The organism is Sinisalibacter aestuarii, assembly GCF_027923545.1.
GTDB classification, from domain to species: Bacteria; Pseudomonadota; Alphaproteobacteria; order Rhodobacterales; family Rhodobacteraceae; genus Sinisalibacter; species Sinisalibacter aestuarii.
Genome location: NZ_BROH01000001.1, coordinates 115,044 through 138,110 on the forward strand (window position 1 = coordinate 115,044; position 23,067 = coordinate 138,110).

Annotated in this window: 27 protein-coding genes; 15 read left to right on the top strand and 12 right to left on the bottom strand. The window is 65.2% G+C overall.

Features of this window, described 5'->3' with window-relative positions:
• Window positions 1-22: 22 nt before the first annotated feature.
• The 3 genes from QMG28_RS00595 to QMG28_RS00605 are packed head-to-tail and all read left to right on the top strand — an operon-like array spanning window position 23 to window position 1,936.
• Complete coding sequence (locus tag QMG28_RS00595; RefSeq protein ID WP_281840214.1) at window positions 23-574, top strand: thioredoxin family protein; 552 nt, start codon at window positions 23-25, stop codon at window positions 572-574.
• Between the two features lie 4 nt (window positions 575-578).
• Entirely contained in the window at window positions 579-1,241 is a 663-nt protein-coding gene (gene gph / locus QMG28_RS00600) for a phosphoglycolate phosphatase (RefSeq protein WP_281840215.1), read from the top strand.
• On the top strand, window positions 1,241-1,936 hold the full coding sequence (locus tag QMG28_RS00605) for an HAD-IA family hydrolase (protein ID WP_434784418.1): 696 nt from the start codon (window positions 1,241-1,243) through the stop codon (window positions 1,934-1,936). The genes gph and QMG28_RS00605 overlap by 1 nt, the downstream gene beginning before the upstream one ends.
• Here QMG28_RS00605 and QMG28_RS00610 read toward each other — a convergent pair.
• The 4 genes from QMG28_RS00610 to dapE all read right to left on the bottom strand — a co-directional run bounded on the left by QMG28_RS00610 (window position 1,898) and on the right by dapE (window position 7,316).
• Window positions 1,898-3,076, bottom strand: coding sequence for a lytic murein transglycosylase (locus QMG28_RS00610; protein WP_281840217.1), 1,179 nt, complete (start codon window positions 3,074-3,076; stop codon window positions 1,898-1,900). The genes QMG28_RS00605 and QMG28_RS00610 overlap by 39 nt on opposite strands.
• Window positions 3,077-3,126: 50 nt before the next feature.
• The gene (rnr, locus tag QMG28_RS00615; RefSeq protein ID WP_281840218.1) at window positions 3,127-5,388 is read right to left on the bottom strand and encodes a ribonuclease R; all 2,262 of its coding nucleotides are present in this window, start codon (window positions 5,386-5,388) and stop codon (window positions 3,127-3,129) included.
• Between the two features lie 31 nt (window positions 5,389-5,419).
• The gene (locus tag QMG28_RS00620) at window positions 5,420-5,977 is read right to left on the bottom strand and encodes a TIGR04282 family arsenosugar biosynthesis glycosyltransferase (RefSeq protein WP_281840219.1); all 558 of its coding nucleotides are present in this window, start codon (window positions 5,975-5,977) and stop codon (window positions 5,420-5,422) included.
• A 193-nt stretch (window positions 5,978-6,170) separates the two neighbouring features.
• Window positions 6,171-7,316: a succinyl-diaminopimelate desuccinylase gene (dapE, locus tag QMG28_RS00625; protein WP_281840220.1), complete on the bottom strand. Its 1,146-nt coding sequence runs from the start codon at window positions 7,314-7,316 to the stop codon at window positions 6,171-6,173.
• A gap of 285 nt (window positions 7,317-7,601) precedes the next feature.
• Here dapE and QMG28_RS00630 point away from each other — a divergent pair, with 285 nt between their 5' ends.
• The 3 genes from QMG28_RS00630 (at window position 7,602) to QMG28_RS00640 (ending at window position 10,979) form a co-directional block, all read left to right on the top strand.
• Window positions 7,602-9,224: a Hint domain-containing protein gene (locus QMG28_RS00630; RefSeq protein ID WP_281840221.1), complete on the top strand. Its 1,623-nt coding sequence runs from the start codon at window positions 7,602-7,604 to the stop codon at window positions 9,222-9,224.
• Entirely contained in the window at window positions 9,221-10,324 is a 1,104-nt protein-coding gene (locus QMG28_RS00635) for a Hint domain-containing protein (protein ID WP_281840222.1), read from the top strand. The genes QMG28_RS00630 and QMG28_RS00635 overlap by 4 nt, the downstream gene beginning before the upstream one ends.
• A 73-nt stretch (window positions 10,325-10,397) precedes the next feature.
• The gene (locus QMG28_RS00640; RefSeq protein ID WP_281840223.1) at window positions 10,398-10,979 is read left to right on the top strand and encodes a hypothetical protein; all 582 of its coding nucleotides are present in this window, start codon (window positions 10,398-10,400) and stop codon (window positions 10,977-10,979) included.
• On the opposite strand, the gene QMG28_RS00645 is transcribed toward QMG28_RS00640, so the two are convergent.
• From QMG28_RS00645 to QMG28_RS00655, 3 genes are read right to left on the bottom strand one after another with little or no spacing between them, the layout of a single operon-like run.
• Window positions 10,976-11,629, bottom strand: a complete 654-nt coding sequence (locus QMG28_RS00645; RefSeq protein WP_281840224.1) for an NnrU family protein — start codon at window positions 11,627-11,629, stop codon at window positions 10,976-10,978. The two genes, QMG28_RS00640 and QMG28_RS00645, sit on opposite strands and share 4 nt — an antisense overlap.
• Window positions 11,630-11,632: 3 nt before the next feature.
• The gene (locus tag QMG28_RS00650) at window positions 11,633-12,265 is read right to left on the bottom strand and encodes an HAD family hydrolase (RefSeq protein WP_281840225.1); all 633 of its coding nucleotides are present in this window, start codon (window positions 12,263-12,265) and stop codon (window positions 11,633-11,635) included.
• Window positions 12,262-12,600, bottom strand: coding sequence for a DUF8846 family protein (locus QMG28_RS00655; RefSeq protein WP_281840226.1), 339 nt, complete (start codon window positions 12,598-12,600; stop codon window positions 12,262-12,264). The genes QMG28_RS00650 and QMG28_RS00655 overlap by 4 nt, the downstream gene beginning before the upstream one ends.
• Before the next feature lie 82 nt (window positions 12,601-12,682).
• On the opposite strand from QMG28_RS00655, the gene QMG28_RS00660 reads away from it, so the two are divergent.
• From QMG28_RS00660 to QMG28_RS00670, 3 genes are all read left to right on the top strand, one after another.
• On the top strand, window positions 12,683-13,300 hold the full coding sequence (locus tag QMG28_RS00660; protein ID WP_281840227.1) for a hypothetical protein: 618 nt from the start codon (window positions 12,683-12,685) through the stop codon (window positions 13,298-13,300).
• Between the two features lie 132 nt (window positions 13,301-13,432).
• On the top strand, window positions 13,433-14,632 hold the full coding sequence (locus tag QMG28_RS00665) for a GTP-binding protein (RefSeq protein ID WP_281840228.1): 1,200 nt from the start codon (window positions 13,433-13,435) through the stop codon (window positions 14,630-14,632).
• 47 nt (window positions 14,633-14,679) lie between these two features.
• Entirely contained in the window at window positions 14,680-14,919 is a 240-nt protein-coding gene (locus tag QMG28_RS00670; RefSeq protein WP_281841037.1) for a DUF6525 family protein, read from the top strand.
• Here QMG28_RS00670 and dapD read toward each other — a convergent pair.
• A complete protein-coding gene (gene dapD / locus QMG28_RS00675) occupies window positions 14,897-15,724 on the bottom strand; it encodes a 2,3,4,5-tetrahydropyridine-2,6-dicarboxylate N-succinyltransferase (protein WP_281840229.1) in 828 nt (275 codons plus the stop codon). The two genes, QMG28_RS00670 and dapD, sit on opposite strands and share 23 nt — an antisense overlap.
• A gap of 92 nt (window positions 15,725-15,816) precedes the next feature.
• Between dapD and QMG28_RS00680 the strand changes: the two genes are divergently transcribed.
• On the top strand, window positions 15,817-16,665 hold the full coding sequence (locus QMG28_RS00680; protein WP_281840230.1) for an LOG family protein: 849 nt from the start codon (window positions 15,817-15,819) through the stop codon (window positions 16,663-16,665).
• Window positions 16,666-16,671: 6 nt separating this feature from the next.
• On the opposite strand, the gene QMG28_RS00685 is transcribed toward QMG28_RS00680, so the two are convergent.
• The 4 genes from QMG28_RS00685 to QMG28_RS00700 all read right to left on the bottom strand — a co-directional run bounded on the left by QMG28_RS00685 (window position 16,672) and on the right by QMG28_RS00700 (window position 19,298).
• Window positions 16,672-17,109 (bottom strand): ribbon-helix-helix protein, CopG family, encoded by a 438-nt coding sequence (locus QMG28_RS00685; protein ID WP_281840231.1) that lies wholly within the window; start codon window positions 17,107-17,109, stop codon window positions 16,672-16,674.
• A gap of 48 nt (window positions 17,110-17,157) precedes the next feature.
• Window positions 17,158-17,355, bottom strand: a complete 198-nt coding sequence (locus tag QMG28_RS00690; protein WP_281840232.1) for a hypothetical protein — start codon at window positions 17,353-17,355, stop codon at window positions 17,158-17,160.
• A gap of 92 nt (window positions 17,356-17,447) precedes the next feature.
• Window positions 17,448-18,677 carry a dual-specificity RNA methyltransferase RlmN gene (rlmN, locus tag QMG28_RS00695; RefSeq protein ID WP_281840233.1) on the bottom strand — a complete coding sequence of 410 codons (1,230 nt, stop codon included), beginning with the start codon at window positions 18,675-18,677 and terminating at the stop codon, window positions 17,448-17,450.
• A 105-nt stretch (window positions 18,678-18,782) separates the two neighbouring features.
• On the bottom strand, window positions 18,783-19,298 hold the full coding sequence (locus QMG28_RS00700) for an invasion associated locus B family protein (protein ID WP_281840234.1): 516 nt from the start codon (window positions 19,296-19,298) through the stop codon (window positions 18,783-18,785).
• A 179-nt stretch (window positions 19,299-19,477) separates the two neighbouring features.
• Here QMG28_RS00700 and QMG28_RS00705 point away from each other — a divergent pair, with 179 nt between their 5' ends.
• The 5 genes from QMG28_RS00705 (at window position 19,478) to QMG28_RS00725 (ending at window position 23,038) form a co-directional block, all read left to right on the top strand.
• Window positions 19,478-20,479, top strand: coding sequence for an asparaginase (locus QMG28_RS00705; RefSeq protein ID WP_281840235.1), 1,002 nt, complete (start codon window positions 19,478-19,480; stop codon window positions 20,477-20,479).
• A gap of 263 nt (window positions 20,480-20,742) precedes the next feature.
• On the top strand, window positions 20,743-21,654 hold the full coding sequence (gene trxA / locus QMG28_RS00710) for a thioredoxin (protein ID WP_281840236.1): 912 nt from the start codon (window positions 20,743-20,745) through the stop codon (window positions 21,652-21,654).
• A 1-nt stretch (window position 21,655) separates the two neighbouring features.
• Window positions 21,656-22,300 carry an LON peptidase substrate-binding domain-containing protein gene (locus QMG28_RS00715; protein ID WP_281840237.1) on the top strand — a complete coding sequence of 215 codons (645 nt, stop codon included), beginning with the start codon at window positions 21,656-21,658 and terminating at the stop codon, window positions 22,298-22,300.
• The gene (locus QMG28_RS00720) at window positions 22,297-22,485 is read left to right on the top strand and encodes a Trm112 family protein (protein ID WP_281840238.1); all 189 of its coding nucleotides are present in this window, start codon (window positions 22,297-22,299) and stop codon (window positions 22,483-22,485) included. The genes QMG28_RS00715 and QMG28_RS00720 overlap by 4 nt, the downstream gene beginning before the upstream one ends.
• Window positions 22,486-22,540: 55 nt before the next feature.
• Window positions 22,541-23,038: an RNA pyrophosphohydrolase gene (locus QMG28_RS00725; RefSeq protein WP_281840239.1), complete on the top strand. Its 498-nt coding sequence runs from the start codon at window positions 22,541-22,543 to the stop codon at window positions 23,036-23,038.
• Window positions 23,039-23,067 lie beyond the last annotated feature (29 nt).

Consider the following 23,067-nt stretch of genomic DNA (forward strand, 5'->3'; position numbering starts at 1 on the left):
CGAACAGGAACAGGAGATTACAATGGGTACCAACCCTCCCGTCTGCGACTTCGGCGCGCCGATCCACGATTTCAGCCTGCCCGGTACCGATGGCAAGACCTGGACCCTCGCCGATGTGAAGGGCGAGAAGGGCACGCTGGTGATGTTCATCTGCAACCACTGCCCCTACGTGATGGCGGTGATTGACCGGATCGTGCGCGATGCAAAAGAGCTGCAGGCGCTGGGCGTTGGCGTGGTTGCGATCAGTTCCAACGATGTTGTCACCTACCCGCAAGACGGCCCCGAGCACATGGTGACGCTCGCCGAGGAGCACGGCTTCACCTTCCCCTATCTCTATGACGAGAGCCAGGATGTGGCGCGGGCCTACGAAGCGGCCTGCACCCCCGATTTCTTCGGCTACAACGCTGCAGGCGAATTGCAGTATCGCGGCAGGCTCGATGAATCCCGCCGCGAAGCCGCGCCGGCGGATGTGCGTCGCGACCTGTTCGAAGCGATGAAGCTGGTCGCCGCGACCGGCAAAGGGCCGCAGGAGCAGGTTGCCTCTATCGGTTGCTCGATCAAGTGGAAGGATTAGAGCCATGAATATCGTCTTCGATCTCGACGGCACACTGGTCGACAGCGCGCCCGATCTCATGATCGCATCCAACAAGATGCTGCGGGGCGAGGGGCTGGAGCCGCTCGACCTGGCCACGATCACCTCGTTCGTCGGCAATGGCTTGCCCAAGCTGGTCGAGCGGGTGCTGCGCGCGCGCGGCATCGCCACCTCGCAATTCGAGCGGCTCTATGACGAGGTGCGCGATTTCTACAATGCCGCGCCTGCGGACGAGAGCAAGCCGATGCCCGGCGTCATGGCGCTGCTCGACAAGCTCAAGGCCGATGGCCATCGCCTTGGCATCTGCACCAACAAACCGGAGGAGCCGGCCCGGCTGATGCTGAATCTGCTTGGATTAGAGCCGTATTTCGACACCGTGGTGGGCGGCGATGCCCTGCCCGAGAAAAAGCCGCATCCCGCCCCGCTCAACCTTGCGTTCGAGCGTCTCGGCCCCGGCGCGCGGCTCTATGTCGGCGATAGCGAGGTGGATGCCGAAGTGGCGCTTGCCGCCGAAGTCACCTTCGCGATCTATGCGCATGGCTACCGCAAGCAGGCAATCGACGGGCTGCCGCACGATTTCCGCTTCGATCATTTCGAAGAGCTTGGCCCGATCATCGACACGCTTCCCGAGGCCGAGACCGCCGCATGATTCTGCAGGCCCTGATCTTCGACGTCGATGGCACACTGGCCGAGACGGAAGAAGCCCACCGCGCCGCCTTCAACCGGACCTTCGAGGCCCATGACCTCGGCTGGCACTGGTCGATGGAGGATTACCGCTGGCTGTTGAAAACCACCGGCGGCAAGGAGCGGATGCGGGCCTGGCAGGCCACATTGCCACCGGAGGCACGCCGCATGTCGGACGACGAGATCGCCGCTCTGCACAAGGAAAAGACGGCCACCTATGGCGCGATCCTCGGCGCGGGCGAGCTGGCGCTGCGCCCCGGCGTTGCCGCACTGATCGACGCCGCGCGCGATGCCGGCCTGCGCATCGCCGTGGCCACCACCACGAACCTGCCCAACGTCGCCGCGCTCACCCGCTGCTGCTGGAACACCGAGCCGGACGCGGTGTTTGACGTGATCGCGGCGGGCGACGAGGTGAAGGCGAAAAAGCCCGCCCCCGATGTGTTCGAGCTTGCGCTCGACCGGCTCGGACTCGCCCCCGGCGCCTGCGTGGCGTTCGAAGACAGCCTGAACGGTGTACATTCGGCCAGGGGCGCGGGGCTGCCAGTGGTGGTGACCCCGTCGGTCTATACCGACGATCAGGATTTCTCCGCCGCCGAGATGGTCCGCCCGAGCCTCGAAGGGCTAAGCGTCGGCACCCTGGCCGCGCTCCTTGCGGCGTAGCTGCGCCAGCATCTCCTCGTTGATATAACCGTCCGGCAGCCGCCGCTGGGCAATCTGCCAGTTGCGCGCGGCGCGCAGCGTGTTCGGCCCGCGCAGCCCGTCGATACCCAGCGTGTCGAACCCTGCCCGCGTCAGCAGGTATTGCGCCTCGCCGATATCGTCGCGCGTCAAGACCCGGTCCTGCTGCGGCCAGGTGCCGTGGAAGGGGCGCCCGCCGACGATCCGGTGCGACAGATGCCCGATCGCAATCGCATAGGCCTCGGACTTGTTGTAACTGGTGATGACGTGGAAGTTGCGCAGCACGAACAGCGCCACGCCGCGCGCACCGGCGGGCAGCAGGATCGAGCCCGGCCCGTAATCCGGCACCGGCTCGCCATCGGCCGCCACCACCCCCATCCGGGCAAGATCCCGCGACGGCATGATCTGATCGAGCCCGGTCAGCGCATAGTCGAACCCATCGGGCAGGCGCAGCTCCAGCCCCCAGGGCTGGCCCTTCTTCCAGGCGTGCTTTTGCAGGTAATTGGCGATCGAGGCGAGCGCGTCGGTCGGGTCGTCGCCGCAAATATCGGGAATGCCGTCGCGGTCGAAATCCACCGCGAAATCAATAACCGAGCTGGGCATGAACTGGCCGTGGCCAATCGCGCCGGCCCAGGAGCCGCGCAGCGCAACGGGTGCGCAGCCGCGCGTCTGGATCAGCCGGAACGCGGCGATCAGCTCTTCCTCGAAATACCGCGCCCGCGCCCCGCGCCAGGCCAGGGTGGCCAACGCCGAGAGCGTGGGCACCTCACCGCGCACCACGCCATAGCCGGTTTCCAGCCCCCAGATCGCGGTGACGATCTCGGGTTCGACGCCAAACGCCTTTTCGATCCGGTTGAACAGATCGCGGTGGCGGCGCAGCATCTGACGGCCGTTTCGCGCCCGCTCGTCGGAGGCCGCGATTTCGAGATAGTCCCAGATCGCGAGCGAGAATTCCTTCTGGTTCGCCTGCCGGTCGAGCACGTCAGGCAGAAATTCGATGCCCGCCGTCGCCTGGTCGAAGACACGCTTGCGCACCTGCCGCTCAAGCGCGCGCGGCTTCAACTCCTGCGTGATCCAGTCGCGAAATGCGCTGTTTTCCTTGTCGTGCGGCACCGTATTCACCGGGTCGCCTCACTGCGTTTCGCCACATAAACCAATGGCACCATCATACGTCACTTCCGCCTTCTCCGGACCTTTTTTGCTGTTTTCTCGTTGCTGCGGCGGGCTTTGGCCGCCTTGCGCTGCACCGGCTTTCCACCACGCGGGGTCCGGCCGCGCAGGGTTGGCAGGGTGGTTCCGTCGACCTCGATCAGTTCGAGCATCAGCCCGCCGGTCACCGGCACCGCTTCCGCCAGCCGCACCAGCACCCGCTGGCCGACCGAAAGGGTGAGCCCGCTGTGCTCGCCGGTGAGGGTCTGCGCATCGCCATCGTAACGGAAATATTCCGCGCCGATGGTCGAGACCGGGATGAGCCCGTCAGCCCCGGTTTCATCGAGCTTCACGAAAGCGCCGAAGCGCTGGATGCCCGAGATCCGGCCAGCAAACTCGTTGCCCACGCGGTCGGAAAGATAGGCGGCGAGGTAACGGTCGGTCGTGTCGCGCTCGGCGGCCATCGAGCGGCGCTCGGTGTCGGAGATATGCTGCGCGGTGGCTTCGAGCTGGTCGATATCCTCGGGCGAAAGCCCATCCTTGCCCCAGCCATGCCCCGAGATCAGCGCGCGATGAACGATCAGGTCGGAATAGCGCCGGATCGGCGAGGTGAAATGCGCGTAGTTGCGCAGCGCGAGGCCGAAATGGGCGAAGTTTTCAGGGCTGTAATAGGCCTGCGTCATCGAGCGCAGCGTGGTGATGTTGATCAGCTCGTCAAACTCGCTGCCCTCGGCCTGGGCGAGCAACTGGTTGAGGTGGCGGGTTTTCAGCACCTGCCCTTTGGCGAGCGTGAACCCGCTGGCCTGCGCCACCTCGCGCAAAGCCTCCAGCTTCTCTGGGCTCGGCTCCTCATGGACGCGGAACAGAAGCGGGCGCTTCAGCCGGTTCAGCTCTTCGGCGGCGGCGACATTGGCGAGGATCATCATTTCCTCGATCAGCCGGTGCGCATCGTAGCGTTCGGCAAAGCGCACGCTCTCTACCTTGCCTTCCTCGGTGAGCACGATCTTGCGCTCCGGCAGGTCGAGATCCAGCGGCTGGCGCTGCGCACGGGCGAGTTTCAACGCGCGATAGGCGGCGAAGAGCGGGTGGATCACCTCGTCCATCAACGGCGCGCAGGTCTCGTTCGGCGTGCCGTCCTCGGCCTCCTGCACCTCGCGGTAATTGAGCGAGGCGCGCGACTTCATCAGGCCGCGGATAAAGCTGTGACTCTTCTTCTCGCCCTGCGCGTCGATCACGATCCGGGCAGCGAGGCAGGCACGCGGCACGCCCTCGTGCAGCGAGCAGAGATCGCCCGACAGCCGGTCGGGCAGCATCGGCACCACACGGTCGGGAAAATAGGTGGAATTGCCCCGCCTGCGCGCCTCGCGGTCGAGCGCCGAGCCGGGGGTGACGTAATGCGCCACATCGGCAATGGCGACCCAGATGACGAAACCGCCCGGGTTCTTCGGATTGTCGTCGGCATGGGCGTAGCAGGCATCGTCATGATCGCGGGCATCGGCCGGGTCGATGGTGACGAGCGGCAGGTGGCGCAGGTCTTCCCGGCCCTTGAGGCCGGCGGGCTTCCACGCATCGGCCTCGGCGATCACGTCATCGGGGAAATCGTCGGGAATGCCATGCTGGTGAATGGCGATGAGCGAGACGGCGCGCGGTTCTGTCGGGTCGCCGAGCCGGGCGACGATCTTCGCCTTCGGCAGCCCCATCCGGGCGCGCGGGCCGGTCTGCTGCGCCTCGACAAGCTCGCCGTCTTTCGCGTCTTCGGTCGCTCCGGCGGGCACCATCCATTCCTTGTCGGCGCCCTTGTCGATGGGCACCACCCGGCCGCCTTCCGCCCCTTTGCGGAAGATGCCGAGGATGCGGTGCGCGGCCTGCCCGATGCGGCGGATCAGCCGCGCCTCATAATCATGATCCTCGCCCTTCACCTCGGTCATCCGGCACAGGATCCGGTCGCCCGGCTTCAGCGCCGGATCGCCGGGCTTTGCCACGAACACCACACGCGGCGGCGCGCCCTCGCCCTGCCATTCCAGCGGGTTGGCGAAGAGATCGCCATCGGGCGTGACCTCGCCCACCTCAAGCACTGCGACAGGCGGCAGCTTGTCGGGATCGCGATAGGTTTTGTTGCGTTTCGCCAGATGGCCTTCATCCTCAAGCTCGCGCAGGATGCGCTTCAGCTCGATCCGGTCGGACCCGTTGATTCCAAAGGCCTTCGCGATATCGCGCTTCGAAGCCAGGGTGGGGTTATCGGAAATCCAGGCGAGGACTTCATCTTTGGACGGAATACGTGTCATGCGCCCGGCCTAGCACGGGCCGGCGCAAAGGTCAGCGGGAAAGACGCATTAAATCTGACCCTACGTCAACATCGGCGAGAACCGGCAGATAGGCGACCGAAAGTCCGGGCAGGCTCGCCAGCGTATCGGTCAGCGCGTGCTCGCTCGACCAGCGCACGTTTTGGAACAGGCGCGCGGGGATTGCGGGCCTGCGTTTCAGCCCGATCCCCCAATAGCCGCCGTCCTGCGCCGGGCCAAAGACGGCATCTTGGCTGCCAAGCGCCCGGAAGCCGGTGGCAATATGAGCGCGGGTGATGCCGGGAATATCGGCGCCGATAATCAGCACCGGCCCCGGCGGCTGGGTGCGAAAGACATGACCCATCCGCGCCCCGAGATCGCCCGGCCCCTGCGCGATGCGAGGCAGCGGCGGCAGAGCGCGGCTCGACAGCGCGGTATCGGGGGTGACGGCAAGGAGCGTATCCCAGCGCGGATCCTGCATCGCGCGCGCGAGCATGGCGATACGGTGACGAAACCACCACGCGGCGCGGACCATGCCGATATCACGCCCGAGCCGCGTTTTGACCCGCCCCGCGCGCGGCTCTTTCACCATGATGACGAGACGGGGGCGTTTGGCTGGCCCCACCCTCCGCGCACAATTCCACTTATCCGGATAACTGGTTTTCCGGATAAGTGGATTCTGTCTCGCATGATGCCAATACATTGAATTTATGATATAATATCTGATGCCGGTTGCGAGCTCATGGTTAACCGAACGTTGACGGCCCAGGTCAGACCGCCGAGGCTCACCCGAAATAATCCCGGATGATCCGCCCATAGATCCGCTTGAGCTGCGCGATCTGCGCCAGTTCGACCCGTTCGTCCACCTGATGCATCGTCTTGCCGACCAGGCCGAATTCCACCACCGGGCAATGGCTCTTCACGAAGCGTGCGTCCGAAGTTCCGCCGGAGGTGGAGAGCACCGGGGTCACCCCTGTCTCCGCCGCCACCGCCGCAGCCACCAGGTCCGACAACGGCCCCGGCGGGGTGAGGAAGCTCTCGCCTGAAACCTTCACATTCATCGTGACGGCAATCCCGGTTTCAGCCTCGATCTTCGCCGCTTCGTCCTGCAACCACGCGGTCAGGCCATCGGAGCTGTGAGCATCGTTGAAACGGATGTTCACCGTCGCCCTGCATTCGGCGGGGATCACGTTGGTGGCGGGGTTTCCGGTGTCGATGGTGGTGACCGCCAGCGTCGAGGCATCGAAATGCGCGGTGCCTTCGTCGAGCACATGGGCGTCGAGCCGGGCCATCAGCCGGGCCAGCGCCGGCACCGGGTTTTTCGCGCGGTGCGGATAGGCGGAATGGCCCTGAACGCCGCGCGCGGTGAAAAACGCGGTCATCGAGCCGCGCCGGCCGATCTTCATCATCTCGCCCATCCGGTCGGGGCACGTGGGCTCGCCGACGATACAGGCGCTCATCGCCTCGCCATGCTCCACCATCCAGTCGAGCAGTGCAGCGGTGCCGTCCGTCGCATCGCCTTCCTCGTCGCCGGTGACGGTCACAATCAGCGCGCCATCCTCGGGCAGATCGCCCGCCGCGTCGATGGCGGCGGCCACCCAGGCGGCCACGCCCGATTTCATGTCGGTCGCACCCCGGCCCCAGACCTGTCCGTCTTTCTCCTCCGCGCCGAACGGGTCCACGCTCCAGGCCGCCCCATCGCCCACCGGCACCACATCGGTATGACCGTTGAAGCCGAGCGTGCGCGCGGCGCCCCTGGGGCCGATCCGGGCAAACAGGTTCGCCACCCCGCCGCGATCCACGCGGATGCAGCTGAATCCGGCCTCCGAAAGCAGGGCTTCGAGCAGCACCAGCGCACCGCCCTCCTCCGGGGTCACCGAAGGGCAGCGAATAAGGGCCTTGGTCAGCGCAACCGCATCGGTCTCGGGCATCGTGATCTCCAGCCTGGCAATTCGCGCCGTGATACACCGGCGGCGGCGCGGCGGCAAATGTGGCGTCCGGGCGACAGGTGCCCCGCGACAAAGCATGCGCCCCAACAAGGTCTTAACAAATCAGAATATTTTTCGCATATTGGCCGCAATAATAATCCCGAGGCAGGGGTGCCGGGCCGGTAAAGCGCAATATAGGCGCAGGCTCGCGAGCGGTTAGACTAAATCTGGGGCAAATGCCCCCGTCTTTGCCGTGCGTCCTGTCACTGAGGGGCAGGAGGCAGGTTTATGGTTGCAGCATCGGAACTCCCGATCACAACCAGCGCAAGCGCCATGCAGATGGCGCGGACGATCTTTGGCGAGGGCACGACCGTCGTCTCTGCGTCCTATTCCGGCGACAACCGCTCGTCCGGCATCTACAGCAATGGCGACAGCGTTTCGCCCTATGTGACCCCGTCCGATACCGGCGTGATGCTCTCGACGGGGCATCTGGCCGACTTCACCAATCCCGCCTCGTCGTCCGGCTGGGGCTGGTGGAGCCAGCAGGCCGAGGCCAATCAGAGCGGCGACACCTCCACCAATACCTCCGGGGTCAACAACGATTCCGATTTCAACGCGCTGGTCGGCACCAATACCTACGATGCGTCGATCCTCGACGTCGATTTCATCCCCGACGACGATGTGATGTCGCTCCAGTTCGTGTTTTCCTCCGAGGAATATCCCGAATACGCGGGCTCGATCTACAACGACATTGTCGGGGTCTGGGTGAACGGCCAGCCCGTCGAGCTTTCCATCGGCGGCAACACCTCGGTGGGCGGCGTCAACGCCGCGTCCAACGAGAACCTCTACGTCAGCAATACCGGCAGCCAGCACAATACCGAGATGGACGGCTTCACGGTGACGATGACGCTGACCATGCCAGTCATCCCCGGCGAGGTGAACTCGATCCGCATCGGCATCGCCGACGTGACCGATACGAACTATGATTCGACCCTGCTGATCGCCGCCAAGTCGGCGCAGACAGTGCTGATCGCGGGCGACGATTCGGTCAATGTCGCGCCGGGCCAGAGCGTCAATGTCGATGTGCTGGCCAACGATGACGGCCCGGGCAACGCAACGCTCTACATCACCCATATCAACGGCATCGAGGTTTCGGCGGGTGACAGCATCACGCTCACCACCGGGCAGGTCATCACGCTCAATGCCGATGGCACGCTGGGCGTTGCCGCCGACGCGGATGAGGAAAGCGTCAACTTCTCCTACACGGTGGCGGCGGGCAACGGGGCCTCGTCGGTCACCGATACCGCTTTCGTCACGATCCATTCGATCCCCTGCTTTGTCGAGGGCACGCTGATCGCCACGCCACAGGGCGACGTGACCGTTGAGAGCCTGCAGCCGGGCGATCTGGTGCTGACCCAGGACAATGGCCCACAGCCCGTGCGCTGGATCGGGATGCGGCGGGTGCCCGCCGAGGGCAGCCTGGCCCCGATCGCCATCGCGCCCGACACCTTCGGCAGCCACCGCCGCCTGCTCGTCTCGCCGCAGCACCGGGTGCTGATCCGCGATGCGCTGGCGGAGCTTCTGTTCGGCGACACCGAGGTGCTCGTGGCCGCCAAGGATCTGGTGAACGACAGCACCGTGCGCCCGGTGATCGGCGGCGAGGTGGTCTATGTGCATATCCTGTTCGACGAGCATCAGGTGGTGTATTCCGAAGGGCTGGCGACCGAGAGCTTCCTGCCCGGCCCGCACACGACCAAGGGCTTCGAACGTGAGATCGTCGATGAGATCCGGGCGATCTTTCCAGAGCTCGACCCCGAAACCGGCGCCGGCTACCCCCCTGCCGCCCGGCGCACGCTGAAAGCCTATGAGGCGCAATTGCTCCTGGGCGCGTCCGACGAGGCGGCGGCATGAGCTGGATCGCGGTTACAGATCTGACGCGACCGCTCTTCAACATCCGCGGCATCGGCGTTGCCCCGGACGCACCTGGCGCGCGCCCGCCGGTTCAGCCCGATGAAATCCTGCCGCGCGGCACGATGATGCTCGAACTGCGCTACAACGTCGAACCGGGTGTCACGCAGACCCTGCTGGACTACCACCGCAGCCGGGGCTGGGCGCGTAGCCTGCGCGTCACGCTCGATGGCGCGGGGGTGCTCAGGGTGTCGTCCCGGCAGGGCCTGTCCGGCTCCGAGGCCAGTATTCGCCTGCCCATGCCTGCCCGCGACAGTCGCTTGCGGGTCAGCTATGCCTGGGATGCGCCGCTCCGGCAGGGGCTGCTCACCGTCGAAATGCTGGACGAGGGGCAGATGTATCAGGCGGGCGTCGCCGCCCCGGTGCCGCTGCCGGTCGAAGATCTTCGGTTGATCCTGCGCAACACCGGACCGGCCCAGATCGCCGCCAACGTGATCTTCCTCGCCTTCGCCGACAGCATCGAGCCTGTCGGCTTCGGCATCGGCATTCTTGCCGGCACGCTTGTCGACACCGCCTCCGGCCCGGTGCCCGTCGAGCGGCTGCGGCTCGGTGACCCGGTCACCACCGCCACATCGGGCCGCCAGCCGGTGCGCTGGATCGGCAAGCGCACGGTTCCCGCCTTTGGCAGTTTCCAGCCGGTGCGCCTGCGCAAGCCCTTCTTCGGCCTCAATGCCGATGTGACGCTCGCCCCCGATCACCGGGTGCGGATCGACTTTGCCGAAGCCGAATACATCCTCGGCACCGACGAGGTGCTTCTGCCTGCCGCGCATCTGCTCAACGGCCAGCACGCCCGGCATGAGCGCAGCAACCGGCTGGTGACCTATTATCAGGTGCTGCTCGACGTGCACGATTGCCTGCTGCACGCCGGCATCTGGGCCGAGAGCCTGTATGTGGGCACCATTGCGCGCCGCCCCGACGTGGCGCGCAGCACCGTACTGGGCGACATGCCCGGCACCGCCATTCCGCAGCACCGCGCCTTCTCGCACCACCGTCTGAACGATGTCGAGGCGCGCAGTCTGGCTTCGGCATTGCGGCACGCCTGAGCCATTGCTCCGGCTGGACAGGTCTGCGCCGGGCTGCCACTCTGCCGCCAATACAAACGCACAGGAGCACAACATGCGCCGTATTGTTTCAGCCCTTTCCCTCGCCCTCATCCTGCCGCTTGCGGCCTGTTTCGATGCCGATCTGTCAATCAGCTTCATCGACGACAACACCGCCGAAGGCACGATGGTGATGACCGCGACGCCCGAGTTCTACGCGATGGCCAGCTCCGGCACCGAGCCGTTCTGCGAGGATGTCGAGGCGACACTGGAAGACGGCAGCCATACCTGCACCGAGACCTTCTCGGGCACCATCGACGAAATCCTCAACGATCCCGACATGGCCGAAGGGATGACCATCGCGCGCAATGACGATGGCACGCTGTTCGTCGCCTTCGACCTTGGCGACATGACCCAGGACGTGGCGCCGCCGGAAGAAGCCGGGGCCGAGGCCGACCAGATGAAAGAGATGATGAAGGCCGCCTTCATGGGCCATTTCATCACCGTCAACGTCTCAGGCGCAGAGATCATCGAAACCAACGGCACGGTGTCGGAGGATGGCGCCACCGCCACCTTCACGATCCCGCTGGAAACGCTGCTGGCCGATCACAACGACATGCCCGAGGCTTTCGAGGTGCTCCTGCGCCCTGGCGCTTAGGGCAGCGGCCACACCCCGATCACCGGCATATGCAGCCATAGCAGCAGGCCCCAGAGGCCGAGGCCGACGACCACCCGCACAAGCCCGCCCGGCGTGACCTCGACGCGCCGGGCGGTTTGCGTCAGCCGCTCCCATTGCGCGCCCATCTGCCGCCGCTTGCGCCGGTCGATCAGCGTCGTGCCGAGGATGGCGAAGCCGAGGAAGGTGCCGAACAGGATCACATGGGCAAGGTCGCCATTGGGCACCATATGCGCCCCGGCCCACAGCCCGATAGCCACCAGCAGCGGGTGGCGCACCCAGCCGACGATGCCCGGATGCGCCGGATCGAAGGCGGCGTTGCGCCCGCCGCCGAAGGAGAGCGGGTTGGGCCGGCCGATGGCGAGCGCGACGATCACCGAGGCGAGCGCCAGCGCCACCAGCGGCACCCAGCTTTGCCATGGCTGGCGCGGCCAAAGCTCGACATAGGGCGCGCGCCCGGCGGCGACGATGAGCCAGGTGAGCACCAGCACGGACAGCGCCGAATAGGCAAGGCTGAACCCCCGCGCACCGATCAGCGCGACGATGCGCGCCTTCACCGCCGGGCGCACCGGCAGCGAATGCGAGACGAAGAACACCGCGAAGGCGAGGATGAAGCCGCTCCAGCCGGTCATGGCCTATCCCAGCACATCGGCCACCCGCGCCGCAAGCGCGTCGGGGCTGGCGCAAAAGGCGGTGGCATGGCCCAGCTCGGCGGCATCGCCATAACCCCAGCCAACGCCGATGCTTGCCATGCCCACCGCCCGGGCCGCGTCGATATCGTGGTGCCGGTCGCCGACCATGACGCAGGCGCCCGGATCAAGCCCGAGTTCCGCCAGCGCATGGGCGAGCAGCTCCGCCTTATCGTTGCGGGTGCCGTCGAGCTCGGGGCCGAATTCATGGGCAAGGTGGCGGTTCAGCCCGAAATGGGCGGTGATGCGGGTGGCATAGGCATGGGGCTTGGCGGTGGCGAGGCAGAGCCGGTAGGCCGCCGCCATTGCATCCATCGCCTCTGGAATCCCGTCGTAAACCCGGTTCTCAAACAGCCCGACGCTGGTATAGCGCTCACGGTAGAGCCGCAGCGCCTCCGCCGGATCGGGCACACCGAGGCGGGTGAAGCTGTCGATCAGCGCCGGGCCGACGACCCAGCGCAGCGCCTCGGGTGGCGGCGCGTCGATCCCAAGCGCCTCAAGCGCGTGGATCACACTGGCGATGATGCCGGGGCTCGACTCGGTGAGCGTGCCGTCGAGGTCGAGGAAAACCGTCTTCATGCGTCGTCGTAAAACGGGGTCATCTGCGCCACGATCACCGCGTTTTCCTCCAGCGCCCGCCCCATCAGCGCGCGCTCTTCGTCGGAGATATCGTGCCCGTCGGCCAACCGCTCGTCGAGCGTGCCATAGCCCGATACATCGAGCGGGGCGAGATCGGCCTGTTTCAGAATCGCCACCGTCTCGCGCACCGCCTCCGCCTCATCGACGCCCGAGGCATAGCACATCAGCGCAGCGCCGGTGCTGCCCTCCGGCAGCCCGTCATTGGGATGGCGGCCAACTTCCACGAGCAGGGTGTAGACCTGTTGGCGCTTGGGTTTTTTCGGGCGGTCAGTCAAAGGGCTTGCCTTTCGGGGTGTCGCGTCTGTCTATTGCGAAAGCGTCAGTTTCGCAATTCGTCTCCGTGTGAAAGGGGTTTCCATGCGTGCCATCCTGTCTCTCGTCGCCGTGCTCACGCTCACGGCCTGTTTCGACGCAGAAATGGTGCTCGACTTCAAGGATCGGGAGAATGTCGAGACGACAGTGACCACCGAGCTTGCCCGCGCGCTCTACGATATGTCGTCACTGAGCGATCAGGATCCTTGCGAAAACGGCATCGGCACGCTGACGGAAGAAAGCTTTACCTGCGTGCAAAGCGCCACGATGACGATCGACGAGGCCATCGCCCGGCCCAACCCGTTCAACGAGAGCGAGGAATTCGACCCGTCCGAAGGCATGACGCTGACCCGGATCGACGACAACACGATGCGGGTTTCGGTGAAGCTCGACGAGCTCAACAACCCCGACAACACGCCCGAACAGCTCGATGGTATGGGCGACATGGCTGCCGCCGCCTTCGCCGGGCATTCCATCATCTTCCGGGTGCGCGGCTACAAGATCCTCGACACCACCGGAACGCTCTCGGAAGACGGCAGGGAAGCCTCGCTCGTCGTTCCAATCACCGGGTTGCTGACCGGCAATACCGGCCTTCCGCCCGCCTTCGAGACCACGGTGCAACTGGAAAAAAGCTGCGCGTTTCTCGGGTTGTTCTGCGACTAACGCCAGACTCCGGCCTCTCCAAACCGTTTAAACCGCCTGCCGCCTGCAAGCGCGAGATGCAGCAACGAATACGTCTCTTGTTGACTGTTATGTTATGATATTACATAACATAACAAAAACGCAGGAGACCCTATGCAACCGCGCCTTCCCGTTACCGTCCTTTCCGGCTTTCTCGGCGCCGGAAAGACCACTCTGCTCAACAATGTGCTTAACAACCGCGAGGGCCGCCGCGTCGCGGTGATCGTCAACGACATGTCGGAGGTGAATATTGATGCCGACCTTGTGCGGCAGGGTGGCGCCGAGCTTTCGCATACCGAAGAAACGCTGGTGGAAATGTCCAATGGGTGCATCTGCTGCACGCTGCGGGGCGACCTGCTGGAAGAGGTGCGCCGCCTCGCCGAGCACGGATGTTACGACTACCTGCTGATCGAATCCACGGGCATCGCCGAACCCCTGCCGGTGGCCGCGAGCTTTGCCTTTCGTGATGAACAGGGCCAAAGCCTTGATGACATTGCCCGCCTCGACACGATGGTGACCGTCGTTGATGCGCTGAGCCTGCTTGCCGACTATGCCAGCCATGACTTCCTCGCCGACCGGGACGAGACGGCGGGGGATGGCGACGAGCGTCGCATCGTCGACCTGCTTGTCGATCAGATCGAGTTTGCCGATGTCGTCGTGCTCAACAAGGTTTCGGCCGCTGGCCACGAACGGGTGGCGGCGGCCCGGGCGATCATCGTGGCCCTGAACCCCGATGCGCGGGTAATCGAAACCGACTATGCGGATGTCGCGCCGGGGGCGATCCTCGATACCGGCCTGTTCGATTTCGACCGCGCCCATGAACATCCGCTCTGGGCGAAGGAACTCTATGGCTTTGAAGACCATGTGCCCGAGACGGAGGAATACGGCGTGACCTCGTTCGTCTATCGCGCCCGGCGGCCCTTCGCCCCGCAGGCAGTGCATGATGTGCTGAACGATGATCTGCCCGGCGTGATCCGGGCCAAAGGGCATCTCTGGGTCGCCACGCGGCCGGATTGGGCGGCCGAATTTGCGCTTGCAGGCGCGCTCAGCACGATCCGGCCCCTAGGCCGCTGGTGGGCTTCGGTGCCGCGCAGCCGCTGGCCGGGTGCGATGGAGGCGCAGGGTCAGATCATGGCCGCCTGGCAAGAGCCGTTCGGCGACCGGCGGCAGGAAATCGTGTTCATCGGTTCCGGAATGGATCAGGCAGCGATTACCGCTGCGCTTGACGGAGCGTTGTTCGGGCCGGACGACCGTTTTGCTCCGTCGCTGGCGGATGTGCTCGAAGATCCGTTTCCGGTTTGGGGGCAGGTATGAGGCGCAACCTGTCCAGCGGCCTCAAGTGCAGGCGCTGCGGCACCCCGATGCAGGAGTATGACCGTCTGCCACCAGTCCTGCGCCGCTGGCTGGCCGACGCCATCCTGCCTTGGTCTGCCCGCTCGGTGCACCGGGCTTGGGGGCGGGCGCGGCGCGCGAGCGATGGGTGCGAGATACGGGCGCTGGAACGTCTGACCGCTGCGGAAGCCCGGCAGATCAGCCGTGACGCACCCCATGTCTGGGGTGCGCCGGTTCCGCCGGAAATCAGTCCCGCAGAAGCTCGTTGATTCCGGTCTTCGAGCGGGTCTTTTCGTCCACCCGCTTCACGATCACCGCGCAGTAGAGGTTCACCCCGTTCTTCGAGGGCATCGAACCGGCGACGACCACCGAGTAGGGCGGCACTTCGCCATACATCACCTCGCCGGTGTCGCGGTCGACGATCTTGGTGGATTTGCCGATGAACACGCCCATGCCCAGCACCGAGCCTTCGCGCACGATGCAGCCTTCGACCACTTCCGAGCGCGCGCCGATGAAGCAATTGTCTTCGATGATGGTCGGGCCGGCCTGCATCGGTTCCAGAACGCCGCCGATGCCGACGCCGCCGGAAAGGTGCACGTTCTTGCCGATCTGGGCGCAGGAGCCGACGGTGGCCCAGGTGTCCACCATCGTGCCTTCGTCGACATAGGCGCCGAGGTTCACGAAGCTCGGCATCAGCACCACGCCGGGAGCGATATAGGCCGATTTGCGCACGACAGCGTTGGGCACGGCGCGGAAGCCAGCCGCCTGCCACTGGTTGTCACCCCAGCCGGCGAACTTCGAGTCCACCTTGTCCCACCAGCCGCCGCCCTGCGGGCCGCCGGACTGCTGTTCCATGTCCTTGATGCGGAAGCCGAGCAGCACCGCCTTCTTGGCCCATTGGTTCACATGCCAGTCGCCGCTCTCCATCTTTTCGGCCACGCGCAGGCTGCCGCCGTCGAGTGCGTTCAGCGTGTCTTCGATCGCGTCGCGGGTTTCGCCTTTGGTGGCGGGCGTGATGGTTTCGCGCGCCTCCCAGGCGGCTTCGATGGCAGCTTCAAGCTGTGCGTTGGACATGTAACTCTCCCCGATTTCGGTTCTTTCCCGGTTGCGCGATGGCTATAAGGGCTGAAACAGCCCCGCGCAATGCGGCAAGAGAGGACGAGCCGTTGACCGACGATACCCGCAGCCATCCGTTTCGCCATTCCGGGCAGGACCGCGACGCATCCCACCATTATCCCGATACGCCGCAAACCCGCTCGCCCACCTATCGGCTGGCCTATGACGACCTCGACTTCATCCTGCGCGACGAGCTGCGCCCGGTGCGTCTGCAACTGGAGCTTCTGAAGCCGGAGCTGGTGATGCAGGAGCAGGGCATCGAATCGACCGTCGTGCTCTTCGGCGGTGCGCGCATCCCCCGGCCCGAGAACAAGGATCAGGCAAAGACGAAGACGCTGGGCGAGCTGTCGCATTACTACGACGAGGCCCGCCGCTTCGCCCAGCTCGTCTCGCGGCAGTCGACGGAGAACGGGCATCGCTGCAAGGTGATCGTCTCGGGTGGCGGCCCTGGGGTGATGGAAGCGGCGAGCCGCGGCGCGGCGGATGTCGGCGGCAAATGCGTCGGCCTCAACATCGTGCTGCCGCATGAGCAGGCGCCGAACGAATGGGTCACGCCGGAGCTGTGCTTCAACTTCCACTATTTCGCCATCCGCAAGATGCATTTCCTGATGCGGGCCGAGGCGATCGTGGTCTTCCCCGGCGGGTTCGGCACGCTCGACGAGACCTTCGAGAGCCTCACCCTGATCCAGACCAAGCGGATGCGCCGCATTCCGGTGATCCTGTTCGGCCGCGACTTCTGGCAGAAGATCATCAACTGGGAGGCACTGGCCGATGCGGGCACGATCAGCCGCGAAGACCTCGATCTGTTCGAATTCGTCGAAACCGCCGAAGAGGCGATGGACATCATCGACGAGTGGGAAAGCAAGTGCGAGGTGAAGCTGAAGAACGGCGAGATCTGACCGGCGTCAGCCCTTCATGGCGGCCTCTTTCATCCGGTCAAGCAATGCTGTCTGGCTGTGGCCGGGAAACGGTGCCGCGAAACGGCGCATCAGCGTGGGATAGCCAAAGCCGATCTCGGAGGTGCGGCAGAGAAAGCGCCCGGTGATCGCATCGTGCAGCGCCAGCCCGCCGCCTGCTTCGCGCAGCGAACAGCCCCGCTCGATCAGCCGCGCGCGCAGGTCGCGCCAGCCGCCCGCCTCGATAAAATCATCGCGCACCCGCGCGCGGATCGGCGCAAGCAGATCCTCGGCGGTGCGGGGATGCCGGGCAAACCCGTCGCGCCGGTGAAAGTCGCGCTCGATGGCGAGACGGATGATCTGGCCGACCGACACATCCTCACCCCGCGCGATCTGGTCGAGCCGGGCGAGCATGCTTTGCGGAAGTTTGAACGTGACCGATTCCATAGGGCCAGTCTGGCCCGGATCGGGTTGCCGCCCGGTTAAGGCCGCCGCTCAGGCGAAGGACATGTCCGGCAGCGGGCAGACCACCTTGCGTTTGGGCAGGGTGGCGATCATCGGGCCTTCATCGGTATCCTTGATCGCGAAGCCGAAGGCGGCGAGGCGGCGTTTCCACTGCCGCCGCGACCGGGCATGGCGGCGCTGGTCGCACACGAATTCAACGATCTTCTCAACTTCGGAATTGTCGGCCATCTGACCCCCCTTCATTGCGTCAGGAGCAGAAAACCGCACCAGATTGGCGACAAATGAGCAACAATAAGACGATTCCAAGAAGATTGCCGGGGTCAGCCAGCCGATGTCTCACATGACCCGATGGACACCACGCCCATCCCCGCCTCGGCCTCGATCTCGCGCTTCGACTTGCGCGCGCGCTCGGTGGCCGATTTGAGCTGGCCGCAGGCGGCCATGATATCTTCCCCGCGCGGCGTGCGCACGGGCGAGGCATAGCCCGCCTTGTAGATGATATTGGCAAAGGTCTTGATCCGCTCGTCGGTCGAGCGCCTGTAGGGCGCACCGGGCCATTCGTTGAACGGAATGAGGTTGATCTTGGCCGGGATGCCCGCGATCAGCCGGACAAGGCGGCGGGCGTCTTCGTCGCTGTCGTTCACGCCGTCGAGCATGACGTATTCGAAGGTGATCCGCTCCGAATTGGAGAGTTTCGGATAGGCTTTCAGCGCCTCCAGCAGCGCCTCGATGTTCCACTTCTTGTTGATCGGCACCAGCTTGTCGCGGGTCTCGTCGGTGGTGGCGTGGAAGCTGATCGCCAGCATACAGCCGATCTCCTCGCCCGCACGGGCGATCTCGGGCACCACCCCGGAGGTGGACAGCGTGATCCGCCGGCGGCTGAGGCTGATCCCCTCGCCATCCATCGCGATCTTCATCGCGTCGCGCACGGCCTCGAAATTGTAAAGCGGCTCGCCCATGCCCATCAGCACGATATTGGAGAGCAGGCGGGTTTCGTCCTTCGGGTGCCGGCCCGGCTGCGGCCATTCGCCCAGATCGTCGCGCGCCACCATGATCTGGCCAACGATCTCGCCCGCCGTAAGGTTGCGCACCAGCTTCTGGGTGCCGGTATGGCAGAACGAACAGGTCAGCGTGCAGCCCACCTGGCTTGAGACGCAGAGCGTGCCGCGGTCTTCCTCGGGGATATAGACCACCTCCACCTCATGCCCGCCGGCAATCCGCACAAGGTATTTGCGGGTGCCGTCCTCGCTCACCTGCCTGGTCACGATCTCGGGCACCGCGATCTCGAAATGCTCGGCAAGCTTCGCGCGGTAATCCTTGGCGAGATTGGTCATCGCCTCGAAGTCGCGCACGCCCTTCTGATAGATCCATTGCCAGATCTGCCCCACGCGCATCTTCGCCTGCTTCTCCGGCGTGCCAGCGGCGATCAGCGCCTCACGCAGCTGGTCGCGGGTGAGGCCCACCAGATTCACCTTGCCGGAGCCATCACCCGCATCCTTGCGGGGGATGGTGAGCACGTCCTGCGTGACGGGAGCGGTGGGGCTGGTCATCTGGCAATCCTCGCGTTCTGGCGCCCATATAGGCGATTACGCGGATGTTTCAAAAGAAAACGCCCCGGACACGCGGCCCGGGGCGATGAAATTTCTGTGCTCTACTTACTTGCAGCGCGTCGCGGCGTCATCGACGGCAGCGGTGAACCCGAGCAGCGAAAACTTGTCTTCGGTGCGGGTGCCCCGGCTCGACATGGCCACCGCCACGGCATCGGCCCCGGCTTTCATCGAGGCAATGATCTTGGCGTCGTCCTCGGGGCGGGCCCAGGCCCATTCGCCATCGGTGAAGAGCTGATAGGTGGTTCCGCCGATGGTGAGCGCCACGGTCGAATCGCCGGCGAAGGGGTAACCGCCGGTAAAGCTCACCTCGCCGTTGCCACCGGGCCGGTAGCTCACGAACAGCAGGATATCGCCCCGGCTCACCGAAACGACGCTCCCATCCCTGGTGTTGACCGTTTCCTTCGGTTTGGAAACGCTCCAGCATTCTTTCGGGTCGTTCTCGACAAACACGCTCCAATCGGTGTTTGCCGCCACACGGTTGGTGCTTTCCTGCGCAACGGCCCCGCTCGCGGCAACCACAAATGCCGCGATCCCGAGACCCCGTGCGAGTTTCGAATTCATATCTTCCCAGCCTCCAGCCGTTCCTGCCTCTTGGTCCTTGCGCCACGGCGCCGGAAGCGGTCTTCTCGGTGGCGCGGACCTCGGTTCACTCTGCGGGGTCACATTAGCCGAAGATGTTGGGATTATAAAAGCCCCGTTGGCGGAAAACCGCGCGTTCCAAGGGGGATGGAGGTTCACGAATGAGTAACCCGGTGCCACTCACCGAAATCTGGCGGGGAGACAGGGTGGAGTCGCTACATCTGGGCCATGCGGTGATCTGTGCGCCGTCGGGCGAAATCCTGCGAGCCTGGGGCGATCCGGACGCGGTGATCTATCCGCGCTCGTCGGCGAAGATGATCCAGGCGCTGCCGCTGGTCGAAAGCGGTGCGGCGGAAGCCGCCGGGCTGACGAGCGAGCATCTCGCCCTGGCCTGCGCCTCGCATGACGGCGCGCATATCCATACCGACCGGGTCGACGCCTGGCTGACCGGACTCGGCCTTGACGACGACGATCTGCGCTGCGGCCCGCAAATGCCGGACGATCCGGCGGCGATGAAGGAACTTCTCTGCGCCGATGCCGAGCCGCGGCAGGTGCACAATAACTGCTCCGGCAAACATGCGGGCTTTCTGACGCTCACGAAGCATCTCGGCGCGGGTCCGGATTATGTCGGGATCGACCATCCGGTGCAGCAGGCGGTGAAAGCGGCCTGGGAAGACGTGACCGGCGAACCTGTGCAGGGCTGGTCGCCCGATGGCTGCTCGGCCCCCAACTTCGCCGGATCGCTTAAGGGGCTGGCGCGGGCGATGGCCTATTTCGCCGCCGCCCGCGAAGACGGCGACAGCCCGCGCGAGCGCGCCGCCGCCCGGCTGCGAGCCGCCATGGCGAAGCACCCCGAACTGGTGGCCGGCGAGGGCCGGGCCTGCACCCGGCTGATGCGGGCGATGAACGGCGCGGTCGTGGTCAAGACCGGAGCCGAGGCCGTGTACGTCGCGATCGTGCCGGAGCGGAAGCTCGGGGTGGCGCTCAAGATCGCCGATGGCGCCACCCGCGCATCGGAAGCGACGGTCACGGCGCTGCTCATACGGCTCGGCGTTCTGGAACGCGGCGGCGAGGCGGCGGCATCCTACCTCGACGCACCGATCCTGAACCGGCGCGGGATCACCACCGGCCATATCCGCGCGGCGCCGGGTTTGCTGGACTGACCTTACCCACGGGCGTATTGATATTCATCGGCGCGTTAAGGTTAACGTGATGTTACTCTGTGACACCATCTCATGGCAACATACTGGAATAAAATGATAATATCCGACTCCACTTATCCGGATAACTGGATTTCCGGTGATGATCAGGCGCCCCGCTGCCGGCACGCCATTGCACAAAGCGTCGCGTCCGGTGCGGGCGGGGTTGGACTGCCCGCCGCTTGCGCCCATATTGGCGGCAACACGAGACATGAAGGAGCATGACAATGCTTGAGATGGGACAACCCGCCGCCGCGCCCGCTGGCGATGACACGCTGGTGAAAGAGATCACCGAAGCCACGTTCATGGAAGATGTCGTCGAAGCCTCGAAAGAGGTGCCGGTGATCGTCGATTTCTGGGCGCCCTGGTGCGGCCCCTGCCGCACGCTCGGCCCGGCGCTGGAAAGCGCGGTGCAGGCCGCCGGCGGCAAAGTGAAGATGGTCAAGATCAACGTGGACGAGAATCAGCAGGTCGCCGCACAGCTGCGCATCCAGTCGATCCCCACCGTCTACGCCTTCTTCGATGGCCAGCCCGTTGACGGGTTTCAGGGTGCATTACCGCAAAGCCAGGTGAACGAGTTCGTCGGCAAGATGGCGGCGCTCGCCACCGAAGGCCCGCTTGCCGCCGCCGTCGCCTCGGCCGAGGAAATGCTGGAGGCCGGCGCGCTGGACGATGCCGCGCAAACCTTTGCCGCGATCCTGGAGGAAGACGAGAAGATGGCCGCCGCCTATGCCGGCCTTGCCCGGGTGAAGATCGCCCAGGGCGATCTCGACGATGCCGAGGCGGTGCTGAACGGCGCACCGGCCGAGATTTCGCATTCCGCAGAGATCGAGGGCGTACATGCCCAGATCGCGCTTGCCCGGCAGGCTGCCGAGGCCGGGCCGCTCGACGAGCTGCGCGCCAGGGTCGAGGCAGATCCGGCCGATCATGAAGCGCGTTTCGATCTCGCCAAGGCGCTACATGCGGCGGGCGACGTTGAAGGCGCGGTGAACGAGCTGATCGAGCTGTTCCGGCGCGATCGCGAGTGGAACGACGGCGCGGCCAAGGCGCAGCTCTTCACGATCTTCGATGCTCTGGCGGCGAACGATCCGGTGGCGCTGGCCGGGCGGCGCAAGCTCTCCTCGCTCATGTTCGCCTGAGATGGCGGTGCGTGCCGACCTTCCCGCGCGGCTGCCGCTCTTCCCGCTGCCGGGGGCGCTGATGCTGCCGCGCGCGCGCCTGCCGCTGCATATCTTCGAGCCGCGTTACCTGGCGATGCTCGAAGATGTGCTGAAAACGCCGGGGCGGCTGATCGGCATGATCCAGCCCGCCGACGATGCGGGCGAGCGGCTGCACCAGATCGGCTGCGCCGGGCGTGTCACCTCCTTCACCGAAACGGAGGATCACCGCTACATGATCACGCTGACCGGCATCAGCCGGTTTCGCGTCGGCACGCCCGAGGACGGCTTTACGCCCTATCTCGTCGCGCCGGTCAACTGGGATGGGTTCGAGCGCGATCTCGGGCCGTCCGAAACCGATCCGGGCTTTAACCGTAAGCCGTTTCTGAAATTGCTCGCACGCTATTTCGACGTGACCGATCTGCGCACGGACTGGGAAAGTCTCGACGAAGCCGATGACGAGCTTCTGGTCAATTCGCTGGCGATCCTCCTGCCCTTCAGCACGGAGGACAAGCAGGCGCTTCTGGAAGCGCCGTCGCTCACCACAAGGCGCGAAACATTGGTGGCGCTGATGGAATTCGAACTCGCCTCGCAAAGCAGCGGCGGCACCGAGGACAAAATGCAATGAACGACAAAACCCCCAGTGTCGACCGGCATATGCTTGAAGCGCTGGTCTGCCCGCTCACGCAGGCACGGCTGAGCTATGATGCCGATGCGCAGGAACTGATCTCCGAAGCCGCCGGCCTCGCCTTTCCGATCCGCGACGGCATTCCGATCATGCTGGTCGACGAGGCCCGCAAACTTGCCGACTGATCCTGGCAGCCCCTCGCCCGCCGCGGGGCACATCATTAGATAACACAGGACCGCCATGACACCGGACGAGATCGCCAGGCTCCCCTATCGCCCCAATGTCGGCATCGTGCTGGCCAACCCGGCCGGGCTGATATTTGCCGGCCAGCGGATCGACGCGGCCCGCCTCGGCACCGGCGAGACCGCCTGGCAGATGCCGCAGGGCGGGATCGACGCGGGCGAAGACCCGGCTGACGCCGCCCTGCGCGAGCTGGAGGAAGAAACCGGGGTAACCCGCGATCTGGTGACGGTCGAGGCCGAGCTGGCCGATTGGCTGACCTACGATCTGCCGCTGGAAGTGGTGCCACGGATCTGGAAGGGCCGCTATCGGGGGCAGAAGCAGCGCTGGTATCTCATGCGCTTCCACGGCGCGGACGACCAGATCGTGATCGAAACCGCACATCCGGAATTCCGCCGCTGGACGTGGATCGACCCGACCGATCTGATCGAGAAGATCGTGCCCTTCAAGCGCGATATCTACACCCATGTGATCGCGGCCTTCGGCGACAGGCTGTAGCGCCGGGTTCTGCCGGCGCGCGCGAGCCT